Origin of the sequence: Nostoc sp., assembly GCF_036917515.1 — a bacterium.
Classification (GTDB): Bacteria; Cyanobacteriota; Cyanobacteriia; order Cyanobacteriales; family Nostocaceae; genus Nostoc.
The window spans coordinates 1-21,994 of sequence record NZ_JBALDE010000274.1; the positions used below are offsets into that span (position 1 = coordinate 1).

A 21,994-nucleotide genomic window follows, 5' to 3' on the forward strand; every position below is an offset into this window, starting at 1 on the left:
TCAAGTGGTTGGCTAAGTACGCTTTTTTAGGCATCTCTTTTTTTGAGCTTATTTTTCCTTGATTATAAGTGGTTTCTAATAACCGGATTTGGTATCAGTTCCAGTTGTAAACGCTCCTGACAAGAGAGAGCTAATTCTTGGTAGTGTGATTTATCTAGATAATTTACGCTCAAACATGGATGAAATATTTATGCTGGCTGCTTTAGCTCAAAGCAGAAAAGCTTTGCCGGAATGTTTACCGAACCCACCAGTAGGTTGTGCGATCATAGATGGCCAAGAGATAGTAGCTCAAGGATACACGCGAATACTAGGAAAATACCATGCTGAAGCTGGCGCACTTAAACAGATTCAAGGCAAAGCTTTCAACTTCTTGAAAATGTATGTAACTCTTGAACCTTGTTCTTTTCATGGACGCACACCTGCATGTGCTTTAGTGATCGCGGGTGTTGCTGTCTTGCCAAGTATTATCCTTGATGTTAGTGTTACCACTGTTATTACTTTTAGTCCATAAAATGTCTCTAGGAGTAATCAAGTTGATAATACCGCATCTGGTGCAGATGTCTGCGTACAATTATAACACAAGTGCAATTGTCACAGATATCTGCGTCTTCTTGGTCATCCTAAATTCAAGAAAAGAGATATGAGTTAGAATGAATGTAGAGATGTAGTAGTGCTACGTCTGTGCAAGTGTTCTGGATACCGCATAATTAATTTCACCAGACGCCTAATTACTAAGTATTTGATCAGATTCTTAAAAAAGCTGTTATTAAAGAAGGGGAGCAAGAGAAGTTCTTTCTTTCATATTTAACGATCGCCCACTATGCATCTGGCTTGATATGATTAGATTGTCTTACAAAAAAAATGAGGTGAAAAATGGATATTTTATACTTAATAATTTTTTATTTCATGAGATTACATCTCTTTAACGACAGACTAAGATCACTTCAACAAATGAACTTATTGTGATATTTTAAGAGTTGATATTAATAATTTCTCTCTTAAGATAATGAAATCGTTGCTTGGTATTTTTTACTTTTTATAGTAACCGCAATGAAGAACTAAACTCAATTTGATTGTTAATTATATTTTAGAATATGCAAAAATCAATGATAAAGGAATGTAATTACTTAAAAGGATATGCAAATGATACTTTAGATAATTGATTTGTGACTATTGATGATGTTATTATTAAGGGGTGGGTTGATTTTAGGTTTATTATCTCCAACAATTAACTTGTAATGTATCATAGACCAAAATTCATCAGTGTTGCAAATTGATTAAACCTCTTGCATAAATTACAAATATAAGAACCCCACCCCGCCAAAGCGTACTTTATCTCACCTCCTCGCAAGCGGGAAGGAGATTAAGGGATGAGGTATTAAGTACTTTTGCAAAATATCTATTGATTAGCAGTGTGAAATGGCTGTGGGTCTGAATATCTAGACTTGATACCAATAAATTGATGAGGTTACAGAGGAGCAAATAACCATGAGCAACTTAACATCTCTATATACCGAAGTTCAAAAAACGAAGAAAAAAAGTTTAGCCGCAGATAAAAAGCCTCGAGCTACAGATGATATTGTGCGTAGTTATCTGCAAGAGATCGGGCGTGTAGATTTGTTGACTCGCGAACAAGAGGTTATTTTTGCCCAGCAAGTGCAGCAGATGATGAATTTATTAGCTGCTAAGGAAGAATTGGCTGTGAAATTAAACCACGAACCCACGCTGCAAGAATGGGCAGATCAGGTGGAGTTAAGTTTAGAGATGCTAGAGCAACAGCTAAATTTAGGACACCAGTCCAAGCAGAAAATGATTCAGGCTAATCTCCGGTTAGTGGTAGCTGTGGCAAAGAAATACCAGCACCGGAACCTGGAATTTATGGATTTAATTCAAGAAGGTACTTTAGGTTTAGAACGAGGTGTGGATAAATTTGATCCTGCTCTTGGTTACAAGTTTTCTACCTATGCTTACTGGTGGATTCGTCAAGGAATTACACGGGCGATCGCTCAACAAGGACGTACAATTCGTTTACCTATCCACGTCTTTGAGAAACTGAACAAAATTAAACGGGTGCAGCGAGAATTATCTCAACAATTGGGTCGCGTTCCTACTACTGCTGAAATTGCCACTGCTTTATCTTTGACATCTAGCCAAGTTCGAGAGTGTTTGTACTTAGCCCGTCAACCCTTCTCTCTAGAGGCACGAGTTGGTGAACAACAAGATACAGAATTGCAGGACATATTGGAGGATGATGGTCCTTCTCCTGAAGATTATGCCGTTGAAGAATCTCTCCACCAAGATTTACAAAACTTATTGGCAAAGCTGTCTCCCCAGCAGCGAGAAATATTAAGCCTGCGCTTTGGTCTAACGGATGGGTATGAACTTTCCTTAGCACAGATTGGTGATCGCATGGGTATTAGTCGAGAACGGGTGCGTCAGATAGAACAAAAAGCTCTCAGTCTCCTCCGACGCCAAAAGGAACAAGTACGTAGTTATCTAGCTAGTTAAGGTTATTTTTTTATAATTTAGGGCATTTAAACTTAGGAAATTACCATTATGACTGTGTAAAATTCAATCATTTTAGGCGAAAATAAACCTAAATAATCTCTCTTAATGATTTGATATGAGCACATCAAAGACAATACAACAATTACGAGTACAATCGGTGACTTCTGAAAACTTTCGGCGTTATGGACAGGTGATTTTTGCAAGTCTTGATGGCAAAACTTATGATGGTGAAGATGCCCAATTAAACCTGCAAAACGGGATTCCACGATTTTATATTATGCGGTTGGAGAAGATAGGGCGAAAGTTCCATACAATTACTCGCCATGTGCAATGCACTCAATGTCTGGGTTCTTTGGAAGGGAAAAATTGGTTAATTGCAGTTTGTCCTCCTGATAATGATGTGAATGAACCAGCATTAGAAGAGATTGCTGCTTTCCGCATTCCGGGGAGTTGTTTTATCAAGCTACATGAGGGTACTTGGCACGCTGGACCCCATTTTGATCATGAAGCTGTGGATTTTTATAATTTGGAACTAGCTGATACAAATATGGTGGATCATTTCACCCATGATTTTCTCAAGAGTCATCAATTAGAGTTTGAGATGGTTTAAGTAAGATCATGTTTAATTATAGATATAGACAAGCCATTTTACTGAATCAGTTCAACCATTTGAATCTACTTTCCACAGAAGGAAAAATTAGTTAAAGTATTACGTCAGTTTAGTTATGATGTATGGATTGTCTAATGTTAGCCTAGAAATTGATATCCCACCAGAATGGTTGCGTAGAAGTTTCCATGGGCTTTGAAATTTTTCTTAAATATTCATTTTATGGCTTCTTCCAATTCTCAATCTTCTGACAAAAGCTTTGTCTACCGCGAATTTGGCAACGATAATGCCGCCACAGAAAGACCAATTCCAGAACTGCCCCCACAACAACAAAATCTGAAAGTACAGGCTTCCCGCAAAGGACGCAAAGGCAAAACTGTCACAGTCATTAGCGGTTTTCAAGCCAAACCGGAAACATTAGCAGATTTAGTAAAGCAGTTGAAAACCCAATGTGGGACGGGTGGGACACTTAAAGACAACGAAATTGAAATTCAGGGCGAACACAAACAGAAAATTGTCGAGATTTTGACCAAGCTAGGTTACAAAGCCAAAATTAGGGGTGGCTAATCTTAAGTGTGGTTTACCGTATCTTAACCGCGATCTCGATTAAGAGGAGAAATGTTATCTTTAAGAGGTACAAATATGCTTGAACAGTGGTAAATTAGTTTTGCTACAAACTGTCTTTTCTGAGATGAACAGGAGGTTTAAATGGATTTAGTTCGGATTTTGTGTGCCATTTTTCTACCGCCTTTGGGAGTTTTTTTACAAGTAGGTTTTGGTATAGACTTTTGGATTAATATACTTTTGACGCTGTTTGGTTACATTCCTGGGATTATTCATGCAATATGGATAATTGCTAAGAAATAATTTTTTCTAGAAGAAGTAGGTTAAGTGTACTAATATCTGTATTAGTGATTCTTATAGAGGCAATTCATGAATTGCCTCTACAAAAAAGTTCATGAAATTAACTATTTTGTATTTGTAACTTTAGTTAAATAAAAATCTCTAAGAATACTACTTTATTTTTGAAATATACATACATATTACCCAATCAAACCCGATATCTAAATAAAAGTTGTAAAAACAATATTTATTAAGTCTGTAATATAAGCTTTTGTATGGTGGAAAATACTGAATTAGCTCTCATTTTTTAACATGGCATAGAGTCTAAACTCTAAAAGCAAGGGGCAGATATGCAATTGCCATTGCACAGTTGAGACGTTCAAATCTTTGATTAACCCAGTGCGTATATCTAGTACCCAGCCATGAACCATAGGCGCTTTTCGCTCATAGAGCACCTGACGCATAATGGGAGTTTGGTAAAGATTTTTTACTTGCGCCACAACATTGATTTCCGCCAAACGATTCAAACGTTCTTCTCTTGTTGGCAAGGCATTGATTTCTTCTTGTTTGTCTAAATACAGTTCCCGAATCGGATTTACCCAGTTATCAAGAATTCCGATAGTTCTTCCTTCCAAAGCTGTCTTAATTCCTCCGCAATCGTAGTGACCACAAACGATAATGTGTTCCACTTTCAGGTGTAAAATTGCGTATTCTAAAATTGCTAAAAAGTTTATATCCGTTAGAGAGACTTGATTGGCAATATTACGATGTACAAATAACTCTCCTGGTTCTGTACGGGTAAACTTTGTTAATGCTAGACGACTATCAGAACACCCAATGTATAGAAAAGGTGGTGTTTGTCCACTAGATAATTCTTGAAAGTAAGTTGGATCTATAGCTAGCTTTTCGGCAACCCAAGCCTGATTATTTTTGAGGAGTTCATCAATACTGTTGTATTTCATCTTTCGTCAAATTCGAGAGAGAATATCATTAATATTTTATTTTAACTGATCTACAGTTTTGTCTAAATCAAGATGAACTTTTCCAGAACTAAAATCTTATAAATATGATAATTTTTCAATCGGGGGCAACAACTTTGCTACCGTTATGATGGTTGATTGACCAACGGTGATCGATAGTTACAGAGGAAAACTCGCAAATTTCTTCTAGTCGCTTTTGCTGTACAGCAGCTTTACGGAGAGTAATAATTAGCTGATTCACCTGATGCCGTAAATCTGGGTTATCATTTACTGCTAACATAGTTTGTCTTTCTAAGAGTTGAAGTATAAGTTCGTAGTGAATAGGTGAAGGTAGAGGAATTTGCTCCATGAAGTTAAATTTTGATTTCATATTTGGGATTTTGTATTAGTCACAGGTTATTCGTTGTGAATAAATTGTTACATATTAAATAACTAGTTACTTATGGGTTTGATTTGATTAGCAATAAAGATTTGGCAAAGATATTGATGATATTTGATGGCAAAGTGCTGCGTGTGTACGCATAGTGTGCCCAATTGTTCAACTCTTTTGTGCAGCAGCCCTGCACATTTTCGGGCAGGTAGGGTGTTGCTTTCAAAAATTCCTCGGAAATATACGGGCAATCGCAGCGCCTGGATCTGGTTGTTTTACCAAAGATTCTCCAATCAATACAGCAGATGCACCTGCTGTCAGCACCAAATTCAAATCCTCTGGGTTGTGTAGTCCTGATTCACTGACAACTAGGATGTTTTTCTCCTGCAATTGGCTACCCCTTGCAGCCAAAAGTTGGCAAGTAGTTTGCAGATCAACAGAGAAATCTTCCAAATTGCGATTATTAATTCCTACCAAGGAGACTCCATCTAAGGCTAAAACACGATCAAGTTCTGCCAAGCTATGGACTTCAATCAAGGCTGCCATTTTCAGGTTATTAGCAATTTTGAGAAAGTATTGCAAATCTTGATCGCTTAGGATAGCTGCAATCAACAAAATAGCATCTGCACCCTGAACCCGCGCTAAGTACATCTGGTAAGGATAAATAACAAACTCTTTGCATAGTAAGGGTAAATCTACGGCAGCCCGAACTTTGGCTAAATTGTCAAAACTACCTTGAAAGAACTTGACATCTGTTAGTACAGAAAGACAGCTAGCTTTGGCTTGCTGATAAGACAGGGCGATCGCTACTGGGTCAAAATCTGCTCTTAAAACACCTTTACTCGGTGAAGCTTTTTTAACTTCAGCAATCAATGCTGGCTTTGTCTTACCTTGGCGCAAAGCAGCAACAAAATCACGGGTTGGTGGCGCAGAGAGTGCTTGATTTTGCAATTCCCGTAAAGGTAGCCTTTCACGCATTTGGTCAACTTCTACTTCTTTATGCCAGACAATTTCTTCCAAAATGTTGTTTGGCGCTGCATCAGGTACGGCAGCTTGATAACGTAATATGGACACGGAAATAGCTGGATTAGGTGAACGACGACGGATTTGCATAATTAGTCATTGGTCATTGGTCATTGGGCATTGGGCATTGGTCATTGATCGGTGGTCATTTGTCCTTTGTTAATAAACAAGGACAAATGACAAAGAACAAATGACTAAATTGCGATCGCTCGTTTATAAGCTTCGTCCAAGACTTCTGAAAGTGTTGGGTGGGCGTGAACTAGATGTGCAAGACTTTGGACAGATTGACGGTTTGCGATCGCGGCTGACGCTTCATGAATCATATCTGAGGCGTGCAGTCCGAAAATGTGAACACCCAAGACTTCTCCGGTGTCTTTGCGATATATTACCTTGGCAATACCGTCAGCTTCATTTTCTGCCAACGCTTTGGAATTTCCTTTGAAATAACTCCTACTGGTGGCAATTTCAAACCCTTCAGCTTGTCCCAACTCTTTAGCCAATGTTTCTGTTAAGCCCACATAACTGACTTCTGGGTGGGTAAACGCCGCTGCGGGGATACTGCGATAGTCTACTATTCTTTCCCTCCCAACTATATTTTCTACCGCGATGATGCCTTGAGCAGAAGCCGCATGTGCCAACATTATCTTCCCATTAGCGTCGCCAATTGCCCACAGATGCGGCACGACTTCACCTGCTGATCGCACTGCCATGCGATCATCTACTGGGATAAAATTTCGCCGATCAAGTTCTACACCCACTGACTCTAAACCAAGATTTTTGGTCGCCGGGATGCGTCCCGTAGCCACCAAGCAGGCATCTACTTCGATGACATCTACATCTTCCTTGGTTTTGAAATCTGCTAACTCAATCACCACAGGTGAACCAGGAATGACTTTTTTGGCGTATATCCCCACTTTTGTTTCAATATCGCGGGGAGTAATTAGCACCCGTTCAGCAAGTTTGGCAATGTCGCGGTCAAATCCTGGCATTAACTGATCAAGGGCTTCAATTAAGGTGATTTCACAACCTAAAGCTGAGTAAATATCAGAAAATTCCAAGCCGATGTAACCACTGCCAATAATTGCTACCCACTCTGGTAGTGATTCCAACTTCACACCTTGGTCGCTGGTAAAGACAGTTTTGCCGTCTATTTCAATTCCTGGAGGCACAAAAGGAATTGAACCTGGCGAAAGGATGATGTCTTTGGCTGTGATGGTTTTTTCACCACCGTCTCCGGTAATAGAGACTTTTTGCGTCCCAGCGATTTTTCCCCAACCCTTGATGATATCGACTTTTAGACGTTTGAGGCTGTTGGTTAAGTCGCCTTGAATTTTCGAGACGAGATTATTAGCATGATTAGCGATCGCTTCGCGATCAAATTCCACGCTACCAATTTGAATTCCCAGTGACTTGAGGTGGTGGGCATTGCGTAACTCCCGCACACGTCCAGATGCTGCCAGCAGCGCTTTAGAAGGAATACAGCCCCGATTAACACAGGTTCCTCCCATATCAGCAGCTTCAATAATTGCTGTTTTCAAACCGCAACTTACGGCGTGTAAGGCTGCGCCATGTCCGCCTACACCAGCGCCGATAATTACTAAATCGTAATCATATCCTTGACTCACGTTAGTTTCCCCGTGTGCTTCGCCTATTTATTCTCAACTTGACCGACAATCAGCGCAACCCTTTTAACAGTTATCAGTTATCAGTTTTATCGCTGAACTCTAAATCCTTCTCCTTACATTACCCTGACTGTTTACTGTTGACTGTTCACTAATTTCAGGTTTGGGTATTGCTAACTCAAATTATGATTCACTCACTTCTGGCGAAAATATGGATATCTTCATTATATGGGTTGGTTTTCCCAGAGAAGCGACAAGAAATTAACTGAGTATTTGCAGGGTAATGAAGCTGATTTCAGTTCTGAGCTAGTTAATAAATAGAAATTGCAGTCTTATCTAGACTCCCGATTACCCCTTATCCCCAGAGGAGACCCATCTTCCCAACTCTCCACACCTTTTTCTTTACAGCGCGTTAGCGTAACACTAAGCTGGATTTAGGATTGATCCAGAAGATTTTCGCAGGCGATCGCTCGATGTCTATTCCCCAAATTAGTGAATTTACTATCCGCCGTCATGCCAACGCCAAATCTTACCAGCGGGGCGAGGCATATTATAACGCTGGTGCTGTTAATGCCGTTATCCAACGTGGTCATCTGCTTCAGGCAGATGTTTTAGGCACCGAAGCTAGACCTTATCATGTCAACCTGAATTTTGATAGCAGTGGGTTAACCTCAGTAAAATGCACCTGTGCCTACGACTATGAAGGATGGTGCAAACACATTGTAGCGACGATGCTTGTTTGTGCACGTAACTCAGAAAAAATTGAGCAGCGCCCCACTCTTGAAGAACTATTAAATCGCCTGGATCATATCGAAACTCAAAGGCTGCTGCAAGAGTTGGTAGCAGAATACCCCCCCCTAATTGAGGCGATTGATCGTCATATAAGTTGGATGACAAATTTTGCTGACAACCAAACAACCATAAAATTTGTGCGCCGCAATACTCTCGATCCCGTTCCGTTTCGGCGGCAAGTACGGCAGATTCTCAAGGATACTGTGCGCTACTTTGAAGAAGGATACGAAGAAGACCTGATTGGTGAAGATTTGCTAAGTGTAGTGCAAACTGCGGTTGATTTTAGCGAACGGGGAGAAGGTGAAAATGCGATCGCTATTTTGGAAGCAATTACTTCTACCTGTGTCGAAAATTGGGATGATGTTGCCGAATATGGCGTTGAAAACGATGAAATTGTCGGTGAATTAAATAATGCTTGGTGTGAAGCAATTCTGATCACAGAACTTACTCCAGAAGAAAAAGTTGATATTCAAATAAATCTAGAAGCTTGGCAGGATGAGTGGAATGCTGATTTTGGTCTAGTTATGGAGGCTTTACGTCAAGGTTGGGATTATCGACCATTGCTACAAGTTCTCCAGGGTAAGATTACTGAAAGAGGAGCTTGGGAAGAAGATGTGCCAGATTATGCTGATGATTTGGCATTAATTCGCCTGAAAATTCTTGAACGTCAAGAACGTTACCAAGAATACCTATATTTAGCAGAAGCAGAAGGGCAAACTCAGCAATATCTGATAATGTTGGGGCGTTTAGGTAGGGTAGAAGAAGCAATTGATGCTGCTCAAACCCAGATGAACTCAATGGAAGAAGCCTTTGCCCTAGCGAAAACACTCAGCGTTCAAGGGACATTACAGCAAGCACTAGATATAGCCGAGAGTGGATTAAATTTACCAGGTAATTGTCAGTACGAATTGGGAATTTGGACAAGTGATTTAGCTATTGAGTTGGGTAATAGTGAAGCTGCTTTATTAGCAATCAAGACGGCTTTTCAAGTAAAGCCCTCCTTTGTGGACTACCAAAGGATGGCAGAATTGGCTGAGAAAAACTGGGAAAGTGTCAAAACAGACCTGCTAAGAATTGTCCGTACTTCTAGTGGTTGGGGAACAGAATCAGCCAAAATAGATATATTCTTGCATGAGGGGCTAATTGATGATGCAATTGCGATCGCTAGTGAACTAAGTTCTGATCGTTCAGAGTTAATTCACCGAGTTATGGATGTTGCTATCCCTCATAATCCTGATTGGGTGATTGCCAATGCTCGTCGCCGTGCCGAAAAGATTATGGATGCAGGTAAAGCCGAATACTACTATTACGCGGTTGAATGGTTGAAAAAGGCACGTAATGCCTATCTAGAATCTGGAAAGAAAGCTGACTGGTTAAGCTATCGGGAAAACTTGATGCAAACCCACGCTCGGAAACGTAAATTGATGGGAATGTTTAAGGAAAGCGATATGGAGTGAAGAATGAGATATAGAACTGAAAATGACGTAGGCACAATACCCTTCTCTTAACAAAGACGCTACGCTAACGGGAAACCTTCGACTTCATAAATTTTACCTACCAAGGATTTTGGGCAACGCATAATTGCTCTCACAAGATACAGGAGTTTGCAAGTAACTGAGGTATATCCCTCTTTTGTCACTTTCCAGGAGGGCGATCGCACTTAAGCCTCATGAGACAATCAATACAAGCTATACTATTAGAAAAAAATGAGTTTTGTTGTATTTGTTCTTAGAAAAGAATCGCGCGATTGCTTGCTATACAACAGCTCTAGAATTTAAAAATGGCAAATGTTTTCGGAGAGTGACAGAAGAGGAATAAAATGCAAAACTTACGCATCAGAGATGAGAGTTCCTACCTCCTGCCTCAAAATCCGTAGCTTTGTACTTCATGCAAAAGAAAACTGCTGTATCTGATTGATACTTTATAAGTCTGCAATAACCAGATGATTTAGCTTTTAAATTCAGATTTGCTCAAGATATCAACTTTAGCGACAAAAGATGAAGTAAGATTCACATCTAAAGCAGTCCCCGTATAATCCCATAGTTACTGACAAAAAATAGTCCAGTGCGATGATTGATAAATACCCTCAGAATCTTATTGTATCTTGCTTACCGCTGAGTATGCTTCTATTACTTAGCAGTACATCTTTAAGTCCACTGAAAGCTCAGGCTGTTGATACTACAAAATTACCAACTAGTAATTTCATCCTATCACAGCAAATTCCACCATCACCACCACCACAGGATATCCAACCACCCACCACACCTCCACCACTTCCCTCACCTGAAGTGCCACAGCCACTCCCCCCACCAGCAGAACTATTTCCACCCTCTGCCCCAACTCCCACACTTGAGGAACCACCCTCTGGCAACTTTCCTCAAACTATTGTTGTTGAGCGGTTTGAAGTTATTGGTAGTACAGTCTTCAGTGCCGAAGAGTTAGCCCAAGCCACTGCTGAATTTACCAAACGCCCAATCTCACAGACTGAATTGTTTCAAGCACGTTCTAAAATCACTGAGCTATACGTCAAAAATGGTTACATTACTTCTGGTGCTTTGATTCCACCCCAAATAATCCAATCCCAATCCCGTGTTGTCAAAATTCAGGTAATCGAAGGTAAATTAGAAGATATCCAGGTAACTGGGACTCGGCGGTTGAATCCGAATTATGTCCGCAGCCGACTAGCAATCGCGACATCACCACCTCTGAATCGCCAGCGTCTACTAGAGGCACTGCAACTTTTGCAACTTAATCCTTTAATTAAAAACGTGACTGCTGAACTCTCAGCAGGATCGCAAACGGGTACGAGTCTTTTGGAAGTTAAAATCAGTGAGGCAAAAACCTTTAGTGGCCAAATAGTTCTTGATAATGGGCGATCGCCTAGTGTTGGCAGTTTCCGACGCGGATTACGATTGAATGAAGCCAACTTACTCGGATTGGGAGATGATCTGAGTTTAGGCTACACCAATACTGATGGTAGCAACTCCTTTGACGCTAGTTACACATTGCCTCTCAATCCCCGCAATGGAACTCTTAGCTTTAACTATGGCACGACGTCGAGTAATGTCATTGAGCCTCCTTTCGACTCCCTAGATATCGAATCGGCTTCTCGCTACTACGAACTGACATTCCGCCAGCCTATAGTCCAAACTCCTACACAAGAATTTGCTCTGGGGTTAACAGCCTCGCGACGTGAAAGCGATATCTCGTGGAATCTACAGAGAGATGGGTATCCCGCCTCTCTACTTTCACCTGGTGCTGATGATGAGGGGCGCACTAGGGTATCTGCGTTGCGATTTTTTCAAGAATGGACTTCTCGTAACAGTCGTGAAGTCATAGCCCTACGCTCTCAATTCAGTTTGGGCATAGATGTGTTGAATGCCACGGTTAATCAAGATCCTCCTGATAGCCGTTTTTTTTCTTGGCAAGGGCAAGCGCAATGGGCACGCCTTTTAGCTCCTGAAACCTTACTATTACTTCGTTTAAATACGCAACTTGCATCTAGAACACTTTTGCCTATAGAGCAATTTGGCTTAGGTGGGCAGGATAGCATTCGCGGCTACCGTCAAGATTATCTGCTCACGGATAATGGCACTTTTATTTCTGCGGAAGTTCAAGTACCAATTCTGCGCTTACCCCAGATAGATAGTACATTACAAGTTGTCCCGTTTGTGGATTTTGGTGTTGGTTGGAATAGTTCTGCTAGAACTAATCCCGATCCTAATACTTTAGCTGCTGTTGGTCTGGGGTTGCGTTGGGCACAGGGCGATCGCTTCACCGTTCGTCTTGATTGGGGTATTCCTTTAATATCTGTTAACTCAAATGAGAGAACGTTACAAGAAAACGGTCTGTATTTTAGTTTACTCTATAATCCTTTTTAACCGCTGTCCATGTCCACCCTATTAAGATTTGAGGGTGGATATGGACAGTAGTCAATGATGAAAAAACTATGATTATCTAGGTTTTTATAAAAAAGACCCTGGGTTATGATTCCAGGGTGCATACACGTTTTTCAGGCATTAATTAGTTGAATTATAACTTTGTAAAATAGTTATTTCTACTATCTATAGAATGATACAAAAATAGAGTTTAGTTATTCTAGTCTATCAATACATCTACCGTTGGAAGTATACAAATATTGGAAGAGGCAAGTTATGTTAAGTCCGGTTAATTACTTCTGATTACCGTATCTGTATAAAAATCCCAAAAGCCTCTTTCCCCCTGCTTCCGTTTGGTTGACCTCGATTTTGCTCGGTACAAGTCGCTCACAGCAAGCCTGTCCCCTGCCCTTTGCGAGTTAAATGATAAGTCTTTAGCCAAACACGATATTATCCGGCAATATTCTGATTGGATTAACCTTCAAATGGTACTGTAATTAATCCATATAATTTAAGCTAATTTAATTTTTGTTGGGGGCATAAAAACACATCAAAAATTAAATGTAATTTCTTGGGAGATATTCACAAACATAATTGGTGGTGAAGGAGAATAACTTAAGTGTTTTTAGGTAGTTGCACAGTAAATAAACTACCTTTACCTAGTTCAGAAGCGACCTTAATAGTTCCTGCGTGTCCTTTTATAATGCGATGGGATAGATGTAGTCCTAAGCCACTACCTGAGCGTTTATTTCTGCCTTGGCGAAATCGCTCGAAAATTGTTGCCTGATCTTCTGGTGCAATCCCATATCCTGTATCTTGTACCTCAATTATTACCAAATCTGGATCTCCTGGATTAGATGATGTTTCATAAATGCGGATTGTTATGCCTCCTGTATCTGTAAATTTGATGGCATTTGCAATCAGGTTGTTTAACACTCGCCGTAATTCTAAACGATCGCCCATGATAATACCAGCTTTTTGATTCACTGGCTCTAATTCACGGGTATCAATTTCCAGAGTCAAGCCTTTTTCATTAGTTAGAGGACTTAGTTCGCTGACTACTTCTTGAGATATCTCACATAAATCGCATTCTTCCCAATTTAACGTTTTTTTACCTGCTTCGAAACGATAGACTTCTAACAGCGTGTTCACCATTTCCATCAAATTTTGGTTACTGCGAATCATTACTGCGATCGCCTGTTTCATTTCCGGCGAAATTTTGCAGAATGTTTCCATTTCAAACAAATTCAACATGCGATCGGCGGCTACTAGGGGAGTTCGCAAATCATGAGTCAGACGGGAAACAAAGTCTTCCCGTTGGCGGGCCATTTTTTGTTGTTCGTCCAAACTGTGCTTGAGACGTAATAGCGATCGCACCCTTGCCAGTAGTTCATCGGTATCAAATGGTTTACGAATAAAATCGTCAGCACCAGCATCCAAACCTTCGACAACACTGGATTGGTGAAAGGCAGTAATCAACAGAATTGGAATATAAGAGATTGCAGGGTTCTTCCGAATCCGACGTGTGACTTCATAGCCATCTATCCCTGGCATCATTACATCTAACAGAATCAGATCGGGTAGAGATTGCTCAATTTTCCGTAAAGCTTTTATTCCATCTGAAGCCAAATCAATTTCATACCCCTCACTTTCTAAAATTGCTTGAACCAAAATGAGATTATCTTGAGTATCGTCAACTGCTAAAATACGATAAATTTTATTATTTTCAACTACAGACATGATTTATAAATTTTTATCAGTTTTTTTGAAAGTAATTTTTAAATTTAGGATATTCTATTGGTGCTTTCTTAGCTTGAGAAGATGACTGATGAGGATTTTGTGCCCTGCAAAAAAAATTGTCGTTATCTAACTGTGAAGCTGGAGCATTGGCTGCTACAGTTGGTAATGTAATTTGACGTGGTAATTCAATTTTAAACTTTGAACCCACCTCTAATTTACTCTCAAGAAAGATTTTACCGCCCATCATTCGCACCAGCGAATCTACAATTGCCAAACCTAGACCTGTACCTGGATATTTGCGAGTGATAGTTTGATCAATTTGTCGGAATGCTTCAAAAATATGTTTAAAATCTCTGGGGGCTATACCAATACCTGTATCTTGAACGATAATTATTACTCGATTTGCAGGTAGTTCCTTAACCTCAACCCAAATTTCACCAGACTCTGTAAATTTAATGGCGTTGGAAAGGAGGTTAATTAAAATCTGTCTGACACGAACCGGATCGTTAAATACCAAAGGATTTTGTAAATCGGTTTGTACTAACAATGAAAGATTTTTAGCCTCAGCTAGGGAATACATTTCACTTACAACGAGATTAATTACTTTTGATACATCAAATATTTCTGCCTTTAAATCTAATCCTCCTCCCTCCAGCTTGGAAAAGTCGAGAACTTCATTGAGTAGCATCAGTAAATGCTTGCCATTATTCAAAATGCGCTCAACCATATCTGCTTGCTGGTGCGTTAATTGACCGAACTTAGGACGCAACAGTATTTGCGAAAAACCAATAATCGCATTCATCGGCGTTCTAAGTTCATGGGAAATAGTTGCCAAAAAAAGTGATTTTAGACGTGATGCCTCCAATAGCTTGAAGTTTTGCATTTGAATCTGTTGCTGTTGTCTCTCCAATTCTTGGTTCTTACAAATGAGTTGTTCATGAGTTTCTATGAGCTGCTGGTTTGCCAAATCTACCTGCATTTCCGCCCGGTAAACCCGAATCGCACTTCGCAAAACCTGCAACAAAGTTTCTGAGGATATTCTAGACTTAGAAAGATAGTCTGTAGCACCAGCTTTCAATAATTGTAGAGTAATTTGTTCATCTCCTTGACCAGTTAGCACTACTAAAGGAACTTTAATTTCCGAAGAACGTAGCTGTTGAATCAAGGTTAGTGCATTCTGGTCTGGTAAGCGATAATCGAGGAAAACACAATCGTAAGCAGTAGTGCTTAAGACAGAGAATGCATCATTCCCATCGCCTACTTCAGACAGTTCCACTTGAACACCTGCTGTAGTCAGTGCAGAACGGATTGCTATCCGGTCTACTTTATCATCATCTACAACCAAAATTTTCAGCGTTTGTTCCATCGGTTTTTATTTTTGCCGCCAAACATAGGTTGATGTATAACAAAATTTTTCTATTCAGATTATCCAACTAAAGAATATAAGATTTTCGGATATATAAAATCTATAATTTGATTGACTAAGACATTTTGCATAATATCTACTTTCATACATGATTGACATTGCTCACATCAATTTCATCATCCTCCATTAGTAGTATGTTAATCACTCTTTCGGGCGTTTTATTGGATTAAATTCAGTCTGTTGTATCTTCAATCTGGTTAATTTTCCCAGACTCTGGGAACTAAACTCCTAGCAAATGACCAATATCCCTCAAAAAATTAGTAATTAACAAGCAGACACAGTTGATATAAAGTAAAATAAAATACTTTACTAAGCTTAAAACAATTGTAGATGAGTGAGCAAGCCACCGTCGTCAGTCATTGGTGAGAGTTGCATACCATTATCGTGTACCATAAGCTTGAACAGTTTTACGTATCAGGTTAACGTGAGTTCGACGGCTTGAACAATGGCACAAAAAAAGCTGAGACTGTCATAAAAGCAAAAATAAACAAAGTGTCTCAACAATGTCCACTATTGTATCTCGGCTAGAGGTAACCCAGATTTTCTGTGAGGTAGACGATTTATGTTCATTATGGGAAAAGTTATGGTAGCAAACACCGCAGCTACTATCAATGACTGCAGAACGTCGCAGTACCTTAAGGATGCATGTAAGTGAAATTATAACTATTGCGATGGCTTCTCTATGAGACGCTACACGAACGCCAACGCCAAGGGCGAACGCATTCCACGGCAGTGGCTACCGAACGTTTAAGGAGTTTTATACGTTACAATTGATGCCGGGTTACGTAGAGCTTTTCCTTTGCTTAGTGAGCTACACACGATTTGTGGAGTTAATGCCTTCTCTTCTCTACAAGAGGCTATGCCAACGAGACGCTACGCGAAAGTGTTTAATATTGTTATGTTGTTTTTTACATACACGCACAGGTGAAGTTACAGGAATTAGTTTTATTAACTTAACCACAATAGAGGTTTGTCATAAATGCCGTGCTCATGCACACAAGGTCTATAATTAAAGGATTAGTTAAATGGGGCAAAAATTCAAAACCTAAAAGGGGAGTGATTCGCACAGAGGGTTGGTATTATATCCTGTGAAAAGTCAGACGAACAAGTTCCTCACCAATAACTACAAATTACTTTGCTGTTGGTGATTCCACCAAATTTCAACGCTGTCTGATTCCCTTGCATGAAGATTTCTATTGCCTCTATCAATCGGATGAATCCAAAGGTTTGGTTAAAAATCGCTCAAAACATCGTTCACTTTCTCGAAAGGCAACTTTTACTCAGTATAATTTTTTCATTTTCGTAAGCTTTTTTAAAGTTTGATCCAAAATAATACTAATTAATGAATGGAACATGGCAACTCAAAGCTGAATTGTCAGCAAGGAGAAGCAATTTGGCATTCGTTTCAATATTTCATACTTTTTGTGTAAGTATTTATATATCTCCAGTTAGATTTGTCCTCTATCTAAATATAAAAATTTTGGGTACTTATTATTTCTATCGGTGGATGCAGACAAATTGAAATATCATCTATCTTTAGTTTGGGAAAATAAGAGATAATAGTTACAAAAGCTAATACTTTGTAAAGATGCCAAACAGCGCAAGAGTGAGTGCAACGATGAATGAAATTAGTATTATTTTAATTGAAGATCATGACTTAACGCGAATGGGGCTAAGAGCAGCATTACAGTCTCATAGTGCATTGAAAGTAATTGGCGAAGCGGCAAATGCTACCCAAGGATTAAAACTTTTAGAAACGGCAAAACCAGATGTAGCGGTAGTAGATATCGGCTTGCCTGACATAGATGGTATCGAACTCACTCGTAAATTCAAACGCTCCCAGGCTGAAAATGGACAATCTACTACGAAGATTCTCATCTTGACAATGGATCATACAGAGGATGCTGTACTTGCAGCCTTCGCAGCTGGCGCTGATTCTTATTATATGAAAGAAACCAGCATTAGTAAATTAACTGAGGCAATTCAAGCAACTCATGGGGGTAACTCTTGGATCGATCCAGCAATTGCCAACGTGGTATTGCGGAAGATGCGTCAAGGTATTCCTGGGGAAAGTCAAGGTTCTGACAAGCCCAAGACTGTAAAAATTGAAGCGCTGGCAACAGAATACGAGCAAGTTTTGGAAACATACCCTCTGACTCAACGGGAACTGGAAATTCTAGAGTTGATTGTAGCTGGATGTAGTAATGGGCAAATTGCCGAGAAACTCTATATTACAGTTGGTACTGTAAAAACTCATGTTCGTAATATTTTAAATAAACTATGTGCTGATGACCGTACTCAAGCTGCTGTGAGGGCCTTACGTTCTGGGTTGGTAGCGTGAGGATTGGGACTATGGATTAAGGAGAGATGGGGAGATAAGGAGACAAGGAGAATAATTCCTTACTCCTAACTCCTAACTCAGCACGGGCTAAATGCCCCGCTACCGCTAACAGCACTCAACCTCAGCACTGTTTTACCCAATGCCCGATTATCCTAATCTTTCCCGCAAGCAATTAGCAATGCGTAGTGCTGCTCCCGATTTGCCCATTCGTCGCCCACCATTTTCAGCAATAATTTGCAAATTATCAGGGTTTTTAAATAAGGATTGTACAACCTTCGCTACTTCTGTCGGCCGTTCGATTAAAATCAAAGACGATCCCAGAAGACGACTTTGAGCTTCAGCAAAGCTAGGGTTATATTGTGGCCCATTACCGGGAATTGCGATCGCAGGTTTGCCTAAACCGATAAACTGTTCTGTGGCTGTACCTGCCATTGCGATCGCTAAATCTCCCAAATGCAAGCAATCATTATAGGCTTTTTGTGTCAACAGCAGATACGCATTTCTCTGTTTAAATGTCAAGATATTTGGATCGCGAAGTTTGATAGGAGATGTTGACTCAGCACGCCAGCCTTGGGATTGGACACTTTGGGATAAAATATTAAAGTCTAAACCAGGAGCGATCGCACCTAAAAATACTACTCTGTTAGAAGTATAGAAGATTGAATCTCGCTGTTGAAAACTTGCCATCAATGCAGATACAGCAATCATAATTGTTTCCCAGTTCGTGTAAGCTTCTGGCGGACGAGAACCAGGAAGAAGAGTCACTACAAAAGGTCGAACTGTCTCTTGCTGTTGGGTATTCTGACTATAAAATTGTTGGCGTGAAAACGTCGGTTCTAGACCATCCATCATCGGATTACCCAAAGAAAAAGCTGGAATTGGCCATTGTTTTAATATTTGCGCCGTCAGCGCATCTCTAGGAAACACTGCCTGACAACGGCGACGAGTCATTAACCAACGTTCCCAAGGATGGTAAACTGAACCAGAAAAGTTTTCCCAACGTATGTCTTTAGATTTCCGTGGTAATAATCCAGCTTCATCTCGCACATAATATTCAGATTTTGCTGTACCGATGAAAGCATAATTAGCGCCACTGAATGTTGCAAACAACAACGGGATAATATCTCCCACTGCTAAAATTGCTCTTTTATTACCTAGTTTTTTTTGAGAACTCACCCAACGGCGGATAGCTTTAATTTGGCTGAGGGTAAGTTGCAATAAACCACCGCCTACATCCCGCGCTAATTGGCGACCATCCATATAAATAAAGCCGCCAGAAGGCATAGTCAGGACTGAGCCGATAAAGGGAATATCCAATTGTTCATAAGCACGTCCTTCACCTACCAGAGGTAAAGCAAATATCTCTGGTGGATTTGGTTGTCGTTGGAGTTCTTGCAAAATCCGAACTGCAATCATATCTTCTCCATGACCATTACTTAATACAAGTAACCGCAAAGGAGAAGTTGCAGATTGAGAGTTAGAAGCTAGAGATGACCGAGATACATTACTCATAAGAAACAAAATATCAAAATTAACTGTCTGTTTGGGTAAGAGGTATAAATAGGGAAATCGACGAAGAAGCTGGAAGTTAGTATTATCCCTATTCGCTAGCGTCTCTACAACTAACTCCCAGTTAATTAGGTTAAATATTATGCGAGTTTCTGCTACTGCAATTTTTACTTTAGCTACTTTAGCTACTGGCAATGTCACTCAGCAAGCAACGGCTACACCGGCTAAAACCGTTACTCCAACTGTAAAAGCTAGTAACTTGGTGGTGCCGATAATTGAAGACGCTCCCGCACGAGTAGAGACAATTGCTTCCCCAGAAACTATAGTTGCACAACAATTTTCCCAAAATCCCGTCGCCGTACAAACAGGTGCAAACAAAAATTCCCCAGTAGTCTTAAAATCAGTAGATAATAGTAATTCATCAGTAATACTTTCTCCCACTCCCTCTTTTTCCCCCTCATCCCCCAAAACTCCTGCAACTGAAAGCGATTTAGTTGTCACAGCTACAGATGTTCAGGTGGTGGGAGCCAATCAAGAATTACAGCAAATCATTCGCCAGGTAATTAAAACCCAAGTGGGTGGAGAAACCAGTCAAAGCCAGCTACAAAAAGATGTAACAGCAATTTTAAATACAGATTTATTTAACAGTGTCAGTGTGAATAGCTTTAGCACCCAGGCTGGATTGAATGTAGTATACCAAGTCCAACCAGTGATTGTGCGATCGCTGCAATTATCTGGTGCTAAGGTACTTACCTATCAAGTCGCTCAACAACGTTTGCAATCTCAGATTGGAACTACCATTAGTCCCAGTGGACTGCAACAAGCAGTAGCACAAATCAACAAGTGGTACGCCGACAATGGTTATAACTTAGCACGAGTGCTATCAATTAAACCCAGTTCTCAAGGCATTCTTACTGTGAATGTTGCTGAAGGTTTGGTGAATGATATCAAGTTTCGTTTTATCAACGATGAAGGCAAGACCGTTGACAGCAAAGGTAATCCCGTCGGAGGACGCACCAAACCAGATTTTCTGGAACAGCAACTCAAACTCAAACCTGGTCAAATCTTCCAAGAAAATGTTGTTAAACAAGACATCCAACAGCTATATCGTACTGGTTTATTTGAAACTGTGAATGTTGCTTTGGAAGGGGATGCGACAAAACTTGATTTAGTCTACCAACTCAAAGAAACTGGGGCGCGTGGTGTTAACTTGGGTGGTAGTTACAATGCCGATCAGGGATTGGTAGGCACAATCAACTATCAAGATCAGAATGTCGGCGGTGTTAATGATACTTTAGGTGTGAATATTGGGGTGAGTAGTCGAGACTTGCAGTTTAATACCAAATTTACCAGTCCTTATCGGACAACTAACCCCGATCGCTTGGGCTACACTGTAAATGGTTTTCGTAGTCAGGAACTTTCAGAAACCTTTGATGACAAGATTACGTTAGCTAACGGTGACAAAGTACGAGAAGGTCAAATTGGCGGTGGTGTCAGCTTGCAGCGACCAATTGATGACTGGAATACCTCATTAGGATTAAATTATACCCGAACTAGTATTCGCGATCGCCAAGGTAATATTACCCCAACCGACACTCAGGGCAATCCCCTCTCTGCCAGTGGAACTGGTATTGATGACCTAACTACCGTATCCTTTATCGCCACCAAAGACCAACGAGATAACCCCCTCAATCCAACTCAAGGTTCTGTTTTGAGTCTGAGTACAGAACAATCTATACCCATCGGTGAAGGAAATATTTCTCTAAATCGCCTCAAAGCCAACTACAGCCAATATTTACCAGTACAGTTATTTAACAGCAAACAGCCACAAGTATTTGCGGTGAATGTGCAAGCTGGTACCGTCATTGGGAATTTACCGCCTTACGAAAGCTTTAACTTGGGTGGTTCCAACTCGGTGCGCGGTTACGATTCTGGAGATGTTGGCAGTGGTCGCAGTTATGTGTTAGCTTCCGCAGAATATCGTTTTCCCGTCTTACCAATAGTTGGCGGTGTATTATTTGCCGACTTCGCCTCAGATTTAGGCTCTGGTGATACTGTATTGGGAGATCCAGCAGGTGTACGGGATAAACCAGGTTATGGTTTTGGTTATGGGGCGGGAGTGCGATTAAATTCACCACTAGGCTTAATTCGGGCTGACTATGGCATTAACGACCAGGGAGAAAGTAAAGTGCATTTAGGTATAGGTCAGCGATTTTAATTTGAGTTAAAGCATTACTTAGAGGTTATATGCAGAAATTAAAGGTGTTGCATAATAAAGGGATGAGGAGAGGGTTCATACTGTGCATTGTCCATACTGTAAGTCTACGGAGATTAGAAAAAATGGAAAAAGAAGAG

Annotated in this window: 16 protein-coding genes and 1 pseudogene; 10 read left to right on the forward strand and 7 right to left on the reverse strand. The window is 40.3% G+C overall.

Going from position 1 to position 21,994, the window contains the following annotated elements:
• The first annotated feature begins 88 nt into the window (after positions 1-88).
• The 5 genes from V7K89_RS34640 to V7K89_RS34660 all read left to right on the forward strand — a co-directional run bounded on the left by V7K89_RS34640 (position 89) and on the right by V7K89_RS34660 (position 3,982).
• Entirely contained in the window at positions 89-511 is a 423-nt protein-coding gene (locus V7K89_RS34640) for a deaminase (protein WP_335195401.1), read from the forward strand.
• Positions 512-1,488: 977 nt separating this feature from the next.
• Positions 1,489-2,508, forward strand: coding sequence for an RpoD/SigA family RNA polymerase sigma factor (locus tag V7K89_RS34645; protein WP_335195402.1), 1,020 nt, complete (start codon positions 1,489-1,491; stop codon positions 2,506-2,508).
• 115 nt (positions 2,509-2,623) lie between these two features.
• Positions 2,624-3,118, forward strand: coding sequence for an ureidoglycolate lyase (locus V7K89_RS34650; RefSeq protein WP_335195403.1), 495 nt, complete (start codon positions 2,624-2,626; stop codon positions 3,116-3,118).
• Between the two features lie 219 nt (positions 3,119-3,337).
• The gene (locus V7K89_RS34655; RefSeq protein ID WP_335195404.1) at positions 3,338-3,682 is read left to right on the forward strand and encodes a translation initiation factor; all 345 of its coding nucleotides are present in this window, start codon (positions 3,338-3,340) and stop codon (positions 3,680-3,682) included.
• Positions 3,683-3,823: 141 nt separating this feature from the next.
• Positions 3,824-3,982: a YqaE/Pmp3 family membrane protein gene (locus tag V7K89_RS34660; protein ID WP_334863801.1), complete on the forward strand. Its 159-nt coding sequence runs from the start codon at positions 3,824-3,826 to the stop codon at positions 3,980-3,982.
• Between the two features lie 269 nt (positions 3,983-4,251).
• Here V7K89_RS34660 and V7K89_RS34665 read toward each other — a convergent pair whose 3' ends face one another.
• The 4 genes from V7K89_RS34665 to lpdA all read right to left on the reverse strand — a co-directional run bounded on the left by V7K89_RS34665 (position 4,252) and on the right by lpdA (position 7,956).
• On the reverse strand, positions 4,252-4,920 hold the full coding sequence (locus V7K89_RS34665; RefSeq protein WP_335195405.1) for a carbonic anhydrase: 669 nt from the start codon (positions 4,918-4,920) through the stop codon (positions 4,252-4,254).
• A gap of 115 nt (positions 4,921-5,035) precedes the next feature.
• The gene (locus tag V7K89_RS34670) at positions 5,036-5,287 is read right to left on the reverse strand and encodes a DUF5340 domain-containing protein (RefSeq protein ID WP_104907996.1); all 252 of its coding nucleotides are present in this window, start codon (positions 5,285-5,287) and stop codon (positions 5,036-5,038) included.
• A 243-nt stretch (positions 5,288-5,530) separates the two neighbouring features.
• Positions 5,531-6,421 carry an indole-3-glycerol phosphate synthase TrpC gene (trpC, locus tag V7K89_RS34675; RefSeq protein ID WP_335195406.1) on the reverse strand — a complete coding sequence of 297 codons (891 nt, stop codon included), beginning with the start codon at positions 6,419-6,421 and terminating at the stop codon, positions 5,531-5,533.
• A 104-nt stretch (positions 6,422-6,525) separates the two neighbouring features.
• Entirely contained in the window at positions 6,526-7,956 is a 1,431-nt protein-coding gene (gene lpdA / locus V7K89_RS34680) for a dihydrolipoyl dehydrogenase (RefSeq protein ID WP_335195407.1), read from the reverse strand.
• A gap of 470 nt (positions 7,957-8,426) precedes the next feature.
• Between lpdA and V7K89_RS34685 the strand changes: the two genes are divergently transcribed.
• On the forward strand, positions 8,427-10,202 hold the full coding sequence (locus V7K89_RS34685; RefSeq protein WP_335195414.1) for an SWIM zinc finger family protein: 1,776 nt from the start codon (positions 8,427-8,429) through the stop codon (positions 10,200-10,202).
• A gap of 663 nt (positions 10,203-10,865) precedes the next feature.
• Positions 10,866-12,626 (forward strand): ShlB/FhaC/HecB family hemolysin secretion/activation protein, encoded by a 1,761-nt coding sequence (locus V7K89_RS34690; protein ID WP_442941841.1) that lies wholly within the window; start codon positions 10,866-10,868, stop codon positions 12,624-12,626.
• Between the two features lie 612 nt (positions 12,627-13,238).
• On the opposite strand, the gene V7K89_RS34695 is transcribed toward V7K89_RS34690, so the two are convergent.
• Together V7K89_RS34695 and V7K89_RS34700 are read right to left on the reverse strand one after the other, a co-directional pair.
• On the reverse strand, positions 13,239-14,363 hold the full coding sequence (locus V7K89_RS34695) for a hybrid sensor histidine kinase/response regulator (RefSeq protein WP_335195409.1): 1,125 nt from the start codon (positions 14,361-14,363) through the stop codon (positions 13,239-13,241).
• A gap of 16 nt (positions 14,364-14,379) precedes the next feature.
• The gene (locus tag V7K89_RS34700) at positions 14,380-15,729 is read right to left on the reverse strand and encodes an ATP-binding response regulator (protein ID WP_335195410.1); all 1,350 of its coding nucleotides are present in this window, start codon (positions 15,727-15,729) and stop codon (positions 14,380-14,382) included.
• Positions 15,730-16,292: 563 nt separating this feature from the next.
• On the opposite strand from V7K89_RS34700, the pseudogene V7K89_RS36230 reads away from it, so the two are divergent.
• Both V7K89_RS36230 and V7K89_RS34705 read left to right on the forward strand, forming a co-directional pair.
• Positions 16,293-16,872: pseudogene (locus tag V7K89_RS36230) on the forward strand (transposase); the annotation flags it as partial.
• Positions 16,873-17,407: 535 nt separating this feature from the next.
• A complete protein-coding gene (locus V7K89_RS34705; RefSeq protein WP_335195411.1) occupies positions 17,408-18,130 on the forward strand; it encodes a response regulator transcription factor in 723 nt (240 codons plus the stop codon).
• 147 nt (positions 18,131-18,277) lie between these two features.
• Here V7K89_RS34705 and V7K89_RS34710 read toward each other — a convergent pair whose 3' ends face one another.
• Positions 18,278-19,642, reverse strand: a complete 1,365-nt coding sequence (locus V7K89_RS34710) for a lipid-A-disaccharide synthase-related protein (RefSeq protein WP_335195412.1) — start codon at positions 19,640-19,642, stop codon at positions 18,278-18,280.
• A 139-nt stretch (positions 19,643-19,781) separates the two neighbouring features.
• Here V7K89_RS34710 and V7K89_RS34715 point away from each other — a divergent pair, with 139 nt between their 5' ends.
• A complete protein-coding gene (locus tag V7K89_RS34715; protein ID WP_335195413.1) occupies positions 19,782-21,857 on the forward strand; it encodes an outer membrane protein assembly factor in 2,076 nt (691 codons plus the stop codon).
• Positions 21,858-21,994: the final 137 nt, after the last annotated feature.